9 protein-coding genes and 1 pseudogene are annotated in these 10,012 nt (G+C 73.4%); 8 read left to right on the forward strand and 2 right to left on the reverse strand.

Features of this window, described 5'->3' with window-relative positions; genetic code table 11:
- Positions 1 to 30 precede the first annotated feature (30 nt).
- On the reverse strand, positions 31 to 384 hold the full coding sequence (locus AB0C69_RS08840; protein ID WP_360351570.1) for a hypothetical protein: 354 nt from the start codon (positions 382 to 384) through the stop codon (positions 31 to 33).
- A gap of 220 nt (positions 385 to 604) precedes the next feature.
- On the opposite strand from AB0C69_RS08840, the gene AB0C69_RS08845 reads away from it, so the two are divergent.
- The 3 genes and pseudogenes from AB0C69_RS08845 to mptB form a co-directional block, all read left to right on the forward strand.
- Positions 605 to 940 (forward strand): STAS domain-containing protein, encoded by a 336-nt coding sequence (locus AB0C69_RS08845; protein WP_179831569.1) that lies wholly within the window; start codon positions 605 to 607, stop codon positions 938 to 940.
- A 139-nt stretch (positions 941 to 1,079) separates the two neighbouring features.
- Positions 1,080 to 1,811, forward strand: coding sequence for a glycosyltransferase family 2 protein (locus AB0C69_RS08850; RefSeq protein WP_360351574.1), 732 nt, complete (start codon positions 1,080 to 1,082; stop codon positions 1,809 to 1,811).
- A gap of 239 nt (positions 1,812 to 2,050) precedes the next feature.
- Positions 2,051 to 2,515 (forward strand): annotated as a pseudogene (gene mptB / locus AB0C69_RS08855) (polyprenol phosphomannose-dependent alpha 1,6 mannosyltransferase MptB); the annotation flags it as partial.
- A gap of 658 nt (positions 2,516 to 3,173) precedes the next feature.
- Here the strand turns inward: mptB and AB0C69_RS08860 are convergent.
- Positions 3,174 to 5,414 carry a hypothetical protein gene (locus tag AB0C69_RS08860; protein ID WP_360351577.1) on the reverse strand — a complete coding sequence of 747 codons (2,241 nt, stop codon included), beginning with the start codon at positions 5,412 to 5,414 and terminating at the stop codon, positions 3,174 to 3,176.
- A 54-nt stretch (positions 5,415 to 5,468) separates the two neighbouring features.
- On the opposite strand from AB0C69_RS08860, the gene AB0C69_RS08865 reads away from it, so the two are divergent.
- From AB0C69_RS08865 to AB0C69_RS08885, 5 genes are all read left to right on the forward strand, one after another.
- A complete protein-coding gene (locus tag AB0C69_RS08865; RefSeq protein WP_345171643.1) occupies positions 5,469 to 6,800 on the forward strand; it encodes a glycosyltransferase 87 family protein in 1,332 nt (443 codons plus the stop codon).
- Positions 6,800 to 7,258, forward strand: a complete 459-nt coding sequence (locus AB0C69_RS08870) for a DUF4446 family protein (protein ID WP_345171835.1) — start codon at positions 6,800 to 6,802, stop codon at positions 7,256 to 7,258. The genes AB0C69_RS08865 and AB0C69_RS08870 overlap by 1 nt, the downstream gene beginning before the upstream one ends.
- Before the next feature lie 110 nt (positions 7,259 to 7,368).
- Positions 7,369 to 8,307 carry a prephenate dehydratase gene (gene pheA / locus AB0C69_RS08875; RefSeq protein ID WP_360351582.1) on the forward strand — a complete coding sequence of 313 codons (939 nt, stop codon included), beginning with the start codon at positions 7,369 to 7,371 and terminating at the stop codon, positions 8,305 to 8,307.
- A gap of 70 nt (positions 8,308 to 8,377) precedes the next feature.
- Complete coding sequence (locus AB0C69_RS08880; RefSeq protein ID WP_360351585.1) at positions 8,378 to 9,019, forward strand: DsbA family oxidoreductase; 642 nt, start codon at positions 8,378 to 8,380, stop codon at positions 9,017 to 9,019.
- A gap of 116 nt (positions 9,020 to 9,135) precedes the next feature.
- A partial coding sequence (locus AB0C69_RS08885; RefSeq protein WP_360351588.1) for a hypothetical protein occupies positions 9,136 to 10,012 on the forward strand: 877 nt, incomplete at its 3' end.

Below are 10,012 nucleotides of genomic sequence, written 5' to 3' on the forward strand. Positions count from 1 at the left end.
CGTGGGTTCGCGCGTCCGGGTGGGGGTGGGTCAGGGGTCCAGGGCCTCGGTGACGGTGCGGTAGGTGGCGCAGGGCCAGCGGGACATGCAGGCGCGGCAGCGGCGGATGGGGCGGTCGGGGTCGCTGGTGATGCCGCCGGACTCCTGCGGGCGGTGCAGGTCGACCAGGCGCAGGGTGAGGTCGGCGAAGGCGATGACCTCCTCGCGGGCGCCCGCGAGGAAGGCGAGGTCCTCGCGGGACAGACGCGTCCGGACCGGGACGAAGCCGTCCTTGTTCACCAGGCGGAACAGGACCTGGGTGGACGTTCGCCACGTGCTGGACTTCGCCGCCCGCGCCCGGATCGTCTCCAGGCGCTCGCGCAGTCGACCATGCCGCTGTTGCACCCGTTCAGGTTCCCCTACTCCGGACGATCGTGCGGGAAGAACCCGCGATATCGGCGGACCGGATCGGCGCCTCGGAACGCTGAAATCGTTACATTACGGTGCGTAGTACCCAAAGCGTGCGGGACTGGCAAGGCGGCGACACGCCCCGGAAACGCCCACGGCGCAGGGGACTTGGCGAACCGCCTGGCTCCCGGGCCGTTCGCGAGATAGTGTGCCGGACGTGGAGCTAAACGTCTCGACCGCGTCTCAGGGGGGTCACGCCGTTGTCACGGCGACCGGTGAGCTCGACCTGTACACCGCGCCACGGTTGCAGGCGGCCCTCGCGGGCCTGCTGCGCGACCAGGCCGACCACATCGTGGTCGACATGAGCGGCGTGGAGTTCTGCGACTCGACGGGCATGAACGTGCTGCTCTCGGCCATGAAGCGGCTGAAGGAGCAGGGCGGCGCGCTGGAACTGGCCGCGCCGCGCCCCGCCGTGAAGCGGATCCTGCAGGTGACCGGGCTCGACACCGTCTTCACCGTGACGGAGGCGGCGCCGGTCCTGGACGCCGGCTGACCTTTCCGACCCGTCGTCCTCGACCGCCGGCGCCGCGGGTGAACCCCGCGGGTTGCCGACCTGTCCCGCGGGTAATGGCTTGGTCCGTTACCTCGTGCCCTGCGGCACCGCGCGCCCGTCCCCGACTACGATCGCGGTTATGCAGGACGTAGCGGTATGCATCCCGGCCAAGGACGAAGCCGACCGCATCGCGGCCACGGTCAAGGCCGCCCAGGAGCTTCCCGGGGCCGACCTGGTCGTGGTGATCGACGACGGCTCCTCCGACGGCACCGGGCGGGTGGCCCGCGAGGCCGGGGCACGGGTCGTGCGGCAAAGCCGGAACCGGGGCAAGGGCGCCGCGATGGAGAGCGGGGCCGAGGCCGTCCGGCTGCTGGACGAGGGCCGCGATCAGCCCCGCCACCTGCTGTTCCTGGACGCCGACCTCGCCGAGACCGCGCGCGAGGCCGCGCCGCTGGTCGAGCCGGTCAGGTCCGGTGAGGCCGACATGACGATCGCCGTGTTCACCACGACCGTGAAGCTCGGCGGGCACGGGTTCGTGGTCCGGCTGTCCCGCGACGGGATCCGCCGCGCCACCGGCTGGGAGGCCACCGCGCCCCTGAACGGGCAGCGCTGCCTGACCCGCGCCGCGTTCGACGCCGCGCTCCCGCTCGCCGCCGGGTTCGGGGTCGAGACCGCGCTCACCATCGACCTGCTGCGTGCCGGGTTCCGGGTGACGGAGGTGGAGGTGCCGCTCGCGCACCGCGCCACCGGCACCGACTGGCGCTCCCAGATGCACCGCGCCCGGCAGTTCCGGGACGTGGCGCGAGCGCTCGCCGCGCGCGAACCGGCGGTGGCCAGAGGGCTCGACCGCCTGCGCGGCAGCCGCCCGTGACCCGTCTCGGCACGGGCGGGCTGTGGGGGATCGGAGCCGGCGTCGCCTGCTTCGTCGCCACCGCGCTGCTCGGGCCGTCGGTGTTCGAGCCGGAGCTGGAGGGTCCGCGCTCGGAGCCGCCGTACGCACTGGACGTCCACCCGTCGCCGTACCTGGTGATCGGCCTCGTCGTCGCGGGGATCGTCGTGAGCGCGCTGGGGCTCGGCCTGTGCTTCGCCGCCGTCCGCAGGGGCTGGCGCGTGCGGGCCCTGCCGCTGGTCGCCGCGGGCCTGCTGGCGGCGGTCGCGTTCATGTTCATGCCGCCGGTCGGGTCCACCGACCACCTGAACTACGCCTCCTACGGGCGGATGGCCGCGACGGGGCACGACCCGTACCGCACGAGCGCCGTCGACCTGCCGAAGGACCCGGTCGCCGGGGCGCCCGAGGAGTGGCGGACGACGCCGTCGGTGTACGGGCCGGTCGCCACGGGCGGGCAGGCGTTCGCCGCGTGGATCGGCAGCGGTTCGGTGCGGCTGACCGTCTTCGTGCTGTCGGTGCTGAACGTGCTCGCGTTCGCGGTGACGGCCCTCGTCCTCTACCGGATGTCCCGGACGGAGGAGCGGCGGCTCCGCACGGCGCTGCTGTGGACGTGCAACCCGCTCGTGCTGTTCCACCTGGTGGCGGGGGCGCACAACGACGTCCTCGCGATCGCGCCGATGGTGGCCGCGCTCGCCGTCTTCGGCGGCGCGGCCGCGGGCCGGGCGGGCTGGGCGCGCTCCCTGGCGGCCGGGGCGCTCGCCGGGCTCGGAACGGCGATCAAGCTGCCCGCCGCGCTCGTCGCCGGAGGGCCCGCCTGGGTTCTGCTGCGCCGCACCCGGACGGAACGCCGCACGTGGCCGATCGGCCATCTGGCCGCGCTGCTCGGCGGGGGCGCGGCCGTCACGGCGCTGTCCTACGCCCTCGCTGGGCCGCACGCCCTCGACCAGGTCCGCGAGGCCAGCAACATGGTCTCCTTCGCGACACCCTGGCACCTGCTGGACGAGTCGCTCGGCCGCGGCTCGCAGCGCGAGGTCATCAAGCTGGGCGCGATGCTGCTCGGCCTGGCGCTGCTCGTGCTGCTCGCCCGGGCCCTGCCCAGGGAGGACCCCCTCGTCCCCGGCGGGGAGGAGCGCCGCGTCGCCGCCGCGATCGCCCTCGCGTGGCTCCTGGCCGCGCCCTACGCGCTGCCCTGGTACGACGGGTTCGGGTGGGCGCTGCTGGCGCTGCTGCCCTGGACGCGGATCGACTGGATCCTGCTCGCCCACACCACCGCGCTCAGCCTCGCCTACCTGCCGGCCCGCGCGCCCGCCCGCATCCGGCTGCCGGACGACCTGGAGTGGCTGTTCACCGTCGTTCGGCCGACCGTGGTCCCGTGGACGCTTCTGGCGATCCTGACGGCTCTGGTGGCGGCGTGTCTGCGTTCCTCAGGTCGAGCTCCAGCGCCCGGAGCCCCGCGGCGAGCATCAGCGGGGTCGCCAGGCTGAACGCCACCGACAGGATCACCACGCCCGAGTCGTTCACCAGCGTGCCGATGACGCCGACCGCGAGCGCGCAGATCACCGCCGGGCGCATCGTGAGGCTCTTCTCGTAGGCGCCCTGCAGCAGCGACACCCGCCACCGCGTGGGCCGCGCCAGGACGAAGAACAGGAAGACGACGGCGGCGGCGAGCGCGAGCGTGTACGGCCAGTACCCGAGGCTGTTCAGCATCGCGTCGAACTTGCGGGTGACGACGTCCCACGCGTCTCCGGCCACGAGGTCCTGCCAGAACCGGCCGAGATGGGTCGGGTTGGCCGACTGGGCGTTGACGTAGGAGATGGCCAGCACGAGGACCATGCCGGCCAGGAAGAACAGGCCGAGCTTGAGCGGCGATATGCGCTTGCCCGCGACCATCAGGCCGAGCATCGCGAACGCCGGGACGATCGCCAGCACGCCGCCGAAGTCGCTGCCGAACGCGGGCAGGCCGTCCACCGCGACCGTGAACGCGCCGATCACCGCCACGATCGCGACGGCGAGCGCCCGGTTGCCCCGGCGCAGCGGGTACTCCGTCAGCCACGCCGCCGTCAGGATCGCGGCGACGGCGAACAGCGAGAACGCCTGGTTGCCGAAGCCGTAGAACCGTCCGGCGACGAGGGCGGTGTAGCCCATCAGCGTGTTGAGCTGGAGGGAGGAGCCCGTCATCACGTCCAGCGCGAGGACGAGCGCCGTCACCCCCGTGATCACCAGGCCGGGGACGACGGTGGAGCGGCGCCACGGCCCGGCGAGCGCCACGCCCGTCAGCAGCCCGGCGAAGCCCAGCACGGTGCAGATCAGGACGGGCGTCGGGTGCTCGGCCCGCCACCACGGCAGCAGCCCGGCGAGGAAGGACGCGCCGGGCGCCGCGCCGCCGAGCAGCGCCGTCACCCGGGTGCCGCCGAGGATCCGCGCCCGCGAGCGGCGGTCGCCGCCGAGGCGCCGCAGCGCGACCACCGCGATCCCGTACAGGACGAGCTGCACCGCGAACAGCACCCAGTAGAACGACGTCTGGACGGCCCGGATCGCCTGCGCCGCGACGTCCTCGTCCATGAGCGCGTCGACCCGCTCGTGCGTGGACGAGGTGGACGGCTGCGACCGCCACGCGGACCCGACGGCCTCCTTGGGCTGCTTCACCCCGAGCAGCTTCATCGTCGTCGCGGTGAGGTCGGTCAGCGTGACCAGCCCGTCCTGGCGGGTGGCGCTGGAGGTCATGTAGCCGGGCCCGTAGGCGGGGCCCTTGGCGACGGCCACGCGCAGGTGCGGGTTGACGCCGGTGTCGGACAGGCCCGCGACCAGCACGGTCGTCCCCTCGGGGAGCCCCGCCACGACCTGCGCGACCCGGCGGTCGGCGGCCTTCGCGGCGGCGGCGCGGACCTCGTCCGACAGCGGGACCTGGTCGCCGTGCGGGTCGACGCCCGCGGTGATGTAGGCGCGGAAGAGGTCGTCGACGTCGACCGCGGCGAGGGGGCAGCGCGCCCAGTCGGCGGCGGTGGCCTTGTCGGGCGAGGCGACGTACCGGTCGACCCGGCCGGCGCCGTCGGCGGCGCCGAACACCGCGCCGGGCCCGACGGCCGTCGTGCAACCGCCCGCCCGGTGGACCTCGTCGCCGAGCAGCCCGATCCGCGCGTGGTAGTTGGTGCCGGCGTTGTCGCTCTTTATCGTGGGCCAGCCGGCGGCGACGGCCCCGCCGGCGGGCGGCGGGCCGGCGGGGGAGGCCTGGCCGGGCAGGACCGGCGTGGACGGCAGCGCGCAGTCGCCGTGCGGGAGCCGCGACCGCTGCCCCGCCGACAGCGTCAGCCAGCCGTCGGTCGGGCAGGTGATGACGCGGGTGGTGCGGACGCTGAGGCCCGCGGCGGAGCCCTGCGCGGTCAGCCCCCACAGCGCGGGCGTGTTCTCGCGGGTGACGTCGCTCCACATCAGCGCGGGCACCCCGATGATCACCACGCGGCCGGTGACGGCCCGCTCGGCGGGGGCCGAGGGGGAGGCGTGCGCCGCCGCGGGCCCGAGGACCGCCGCGAGCGCCGCCGCGAGGGCCGCGAGGAACATGGCGATCTTCGTTCCCCGGGACGTCATGGCGTTCAGGTTACAAGAGCCCTACCACCGGGCAGGGGCCATATCCTGCGGGCTGTGGACGGTCTGATGGCGCGGGATGCCCGCGAAACCCCCGGTGAGGCGGCCGGCGACCCCGCCCGGTGGGGCGCCCGCGACCTTCTCGTCCTGCTCGCCGGGATCGCCGTCGCCGTGGTCGCGGCCGCGCCGATCGTCCAGCGGTGGCTCGGCAACCAGCCCGACCAGCGGCTCGTCGACCTGGAGGTCTACCGGGAGGGCGGGCTGGCGGTGCTGCGCGGCGCGCCCCTGTACGACTTCCTCACGCAGCCGCCGCAGCTGCTCCCCTTCACCTATCCGCCGATCGCCGCCGCCCTGGCCGTCCCGTTCACGCTCCTGCCGTGGCGCGCGGCGCAGTGGACGTGGACGGTGCTGATCTACCTGTCGCTCGTGGTCGTCGTCTGCTACGCCTTCCGCGACCTCATCCGCCGGACGGGGCGCTGGGCGCCGCTCACCGCGGGCGTCCTGGTCGCGGCGACGGCGTGGCTCGACCCCGTCCGCGACCAGGTCAGGTTCGGGCAGGTCGGGCTGTTCCTGCTGGCCATGTGCCTGGCCGACTGCTGCGCCCGCACCGCGCGCTGGCCGCGCGGCATGCTCGTCGGCCTCGCCCTGGCGATCAAGCTGGTGCCGGGCGTCTTCCTGATCTACTTCCTGGTCACCGGGCGGCGGGACGCGCTGGTCAACGCCGTGCTGACCGCCGTCGTCGCCACGCTGGGCGGGTTCGCGCTGCTGCCGTCCGACTCGTCCGCGTACTGGTTCGGCGCGCTGCTGGAGGGCGGCGACCGGACGGGCGCGGTCGACGGCACCACCAACCAGGCGATCCACGGGATCGTGGCCCGCATCCTGGACGAGGGGCCGGCCCGGACGCTGGTGTGGCTGGCCCTGGCGCTGGTCGTCGCCTGGTTCGGCTTCGGGTGGGCCCGCCGGGCGACGCTCGCCGCGGACGCCGCGACCGGCGCCGACGCCTCCAGCCTCCTGCTCGCCGGGGTCGCGATCGTCGGGCTGCTGTCCGTCGTCCTGTCCCCTGTGGGATGGATTCATCATCTTGTGTGGATGATTGCGGTACTGGGGGCTTTGGTGGGAGATGGGCGTGACACGCGAAGATGTCTGGTCGCGTGCGCCCTGTGGCTGCTGTTCCTGTTCCCGGTCCCGTGGTGGGCGCGCGGGCTGATCGGCCCGGATCATTCCCCTGTAACGGTTTTCGCGGGCCAGGTGCTGCGCGACTCGTTCGGGCTCGCCGCGCTGGCCTCGATCCTGGTCCTCGGAACATGGCTGGTAAAACGGCTCGATCCGGACAACCACCCCCGAGATCCTTCGCAACGGCAGGTCGGCATGGGTACGCTCGGCGCGTGATGCTCGTCGCAGTGGCCGTCGCCGGCCTGGTCGCCGGGGTTGCGGGGCTCTCCATCGCGGTGGTCGCGCACAACCGGGTCAACCAGGTCGTCGACGAGTGCGGGGAAATGCTGAGGCGCCAGCTCCAGGTCGCGAGCGGCGAGGTGGACGAGCGCGCCCTGCGCGATCTCGCGATCGTGCACTACGACGCGCTCAAGGAGATGTCCGGGCACCGCTCCTTCTCCCTCGCGCTGATCAACGCGGTCGGCGACGGGGTGGTGGTGAGCTCGATCAACGGGCGGACCGAGACGCGGACCTACGCCAAGGCCGTCCAGGGCGGGCACGCCGTCGAGACGCTCTCCCCCGAGGAGAACCAGGCCCTGCGGGCCGCCCGGCTCGGCAAGGGCCCCATCGTCTCGATGGACGACCCGCTGCCCGACTTCGGCAACGGCGCCCGCACCCCCACGGCCCGCGCCTGAGGCGGCGCCCGCCGCGCCTGAGGGGCCCGGGCTCCGGACGGTAGACTCGGCTTTCTCACCATGCCTCTACACGGCTGCCGCACAGCCGAAACACGCCCCGGGGGACCCCAGTGACCGCAGACGACAGGCAAGCGCGCTACGCCTACCTGGGTCCGCGGGGCACCTTCACCGAGGCGGCGCTGCTCACCCTCCCCGGCGCCGCCGGGGCCGAGCACATCCCGTACGCGACCGTCCCGGCCGCCCTCGAAGCGCTGCGCCGCGGCGAGGTCGACACCGCCGTCGTCGCGCTGGAGAACTCCGTCGAGGGATCGGTCCCCACCACGCTGGACGAGCTGGCGACCGGGGAGCCGCTCCAGATCGTCGGCGAGATCCACCTGCCGGTGTCGTTCGCCCTCCTCGTCCGTCCCGGCGCGGCGCTGGACGACATCAAGACCGTCGCGTCCCACCCGATCGCGCAGCCGCAGTGCCGCCGCTGGCTCCAGGAGAACGTCCCGGACGCCGAGTGGCGCGCCGCGACCTCCAACGCCGAGGCCGCCCAGCACGTCGCCGACGGCCACTACGACGCCGCGCTCGCCGGCTCGTTCGCCGCCGCCCGCTATGGCCTGTCGGTCCTCGCGGAGGACATCCACGACGTCGCCGACGCCGTCACCCGCTTCGTCGTCCTGAGCCGCCCGTGCCCCCCGCCGGCCCCCACCGGCATGGACAGGACGACCGTCGTCGCGTTCATCGGCGAGGACCACCCGGGCGCCCTGCTGGAGATCCTCACCGAGTTCTCGGTCCGCGGCATCAACCTCACGCTGATCCAGTCCCGCCCGACCGGCGCGGGCCTCGGCTCCTACCTGTTCTGGATGGACTTCGAGGGCCATGTCGCCGACGCCCGCGTCGGCGAGGCCATGATGGGGCTGCGCCGCGTCTGCGCCGACGTCCGCTTCGTCGGCTCCTACACGCGCGCCGACCAGGTCCGCCCCGAGATCCGCCGCGGCACCCACGACGCCGACTTCACCGAGGCCGCCGCCTGGATCACCGGCATCCGCACCGGCCGCGCCTGAGCCGCGCGCCGGAAATCAACGGCGCCGGGGACGTGTTGGCACGGTAGACCGTCCTGAGAAAGGTGTCTTCGTGCGTATTGAGATCTGGGCCGACGTCGTGTGCCCCTGGTGCTATCTCGGCAAGCGGCATTTCGAGCGCGCCCTGGAGGGTTTCGAGCACCGGGACCAGGTCGAGGTCGTGTACCGCGCGTTCCAGCTCGACCCCTCCTTCCCGCCGGGCGAGACGGTCGACGTGGCCGACATGCTGGCCGAGAAGTACGGCATGACGCGCGACGAGGCCGTCGAGAAGAACCGGGAGATGGAGGAGCGCGCCGCCGCGGCCGGCCTGGAGTACCACCTCGAAGGCCGCCAGGCGGGCAACACCGCCGACGCGCACCGGCTCGTCTACCTCGCGGGTCAGCGCGGCGTGCAGGGCGCGGTCGTGGAGGCCCTGTTCAAGGCCTACTTCACCGACGAGCGCCCGGTGTTCGACCGGGACACCCTCGTGGACGTGGTGGCGGAGGCGGGCTTGGACGCCGCCGAGGCGCGCGACGTGCTCGCGTCCGGCGCGTTCGCCTCGGAGGTGGACGCCGAGCAGCGCGCGGCGCGGGACATCGGCGCGACCGGCGTGCCCTTCTTCGTCATCGACCGCCGCTACGGCGTCTCGGGCGCCCAGCCCGCCGAGACGTTCGCGCAGGTCCTCGACCAGGCGTGGGCGGACGCGCACCAGTAGCGCCCGCCGCCTCCCCGCCGTGACGCAACCGAGATCATCACGGCGCGTCCCGGCGGCAACCGGTTGTCGATCTTGGGCGTCCTCTTCACACCAGTGAACAGTGGAGAGGTCGTCCCGTGCGCCGAATGCTCGCCCTCGTCGCGGCCCTTGCCGTGGCTTCCCCCGTCACCGCGGCCCCCGCACACGCGGCGGCGCCCCCGCGGGTGCCCGGTGACCGCGCACCGGCGCCGACGGGCTCGCCGCTGATCGCCGAGCAGCGGCTCAAGACCCGGTTGACGATGAACGTCCCAGACCGCCTGCTCGTCGGTGAACGGGTTCCCGTGACGGGCCGGCTCGAAAGTCAGGACCTCGACGGCACATGGGGCCCGCTCGCGGGCAAACGGCTCGATCTCCGGTTCAACCGGTCGTCGAGCCCGGACTGGAACACGATCGCCGCTCCGGTCACCGACGCCGACGGTTACTACAGCGTCCGGGTCCTGGTGGTCGAGAACGGCGCCTGGGCGATCGATTTCGCGAACGATCCGGTCAACCTGCCGGACGACTACAACAGCTACGAGACGGCGTATGCCCACACCGACGTCCGCCAGGTCACGCACCGGACCTCCATCAGCGGTTTCAACGCGACGCCCGAGCCGGTAGGTCTGGGCGGCACCATGCGGGCGTCCGGCACCGTGATGTTCACGATGGCCGACGGGACGAAGAGACCCGCGGGCGGCGCCACCGTGCGGCTCCAGTTCTCGACCGACGGGAAGACCTGGAAGGACAAGGCCGCGCAGTCGCCGGGCGGTGACGGCCGGTTCGCCGTCGACGTGAAAGCCGAGCGTGACGGCTACTGGCGAGCCAGGGTCCCCGACGACGACGGCTACCTCGTGGTGCCCTCCGTCAGCGGCGCCGACTACGTCGACGTGCGGTACCGGACGTACATCCACCAGTTCAACGCCTCGCCGGAGCCGGTGAGGAAGGGCGCGGCAGACCGCCTTCAAGCGCCTCGGC

It is taken from the genome of Actinomadura sp. NPDC048032 (genome assembly GCF_040653175.1).
Taxonomy (GTDB): domain Bacteria; phylum Actinomycetota; class Actinomycetes; order Streptosporangiales; family Streptosporangiaceae; genus Spirillospora; species Spirillospora verrucosospora.

Coding starts and splice junctions, on each gene's coding strand:
- AB0C69_RS08850 (WP_360351574.1), top strand. CDS start 1,080: ATGCAGGACGTAGCGGTATGCATCCCGGCCAAGGACGAAGCCGACCGC.
- AB0C69_RS08860 (WP_360351577.1), bottom strand. CDS start 5,414: ATGACGTCCCGGGGAACGAAGATCGCCATGTTCCTCGCGGCCCTCGCG.
- AB0C69_RS08870 (WP_345171835.1), top strand. CDS start 6,800: ATGCTCGTCGCAGTGGCCGTCGCCGGCCTGGTCGCCGGGGTTGCGGGG.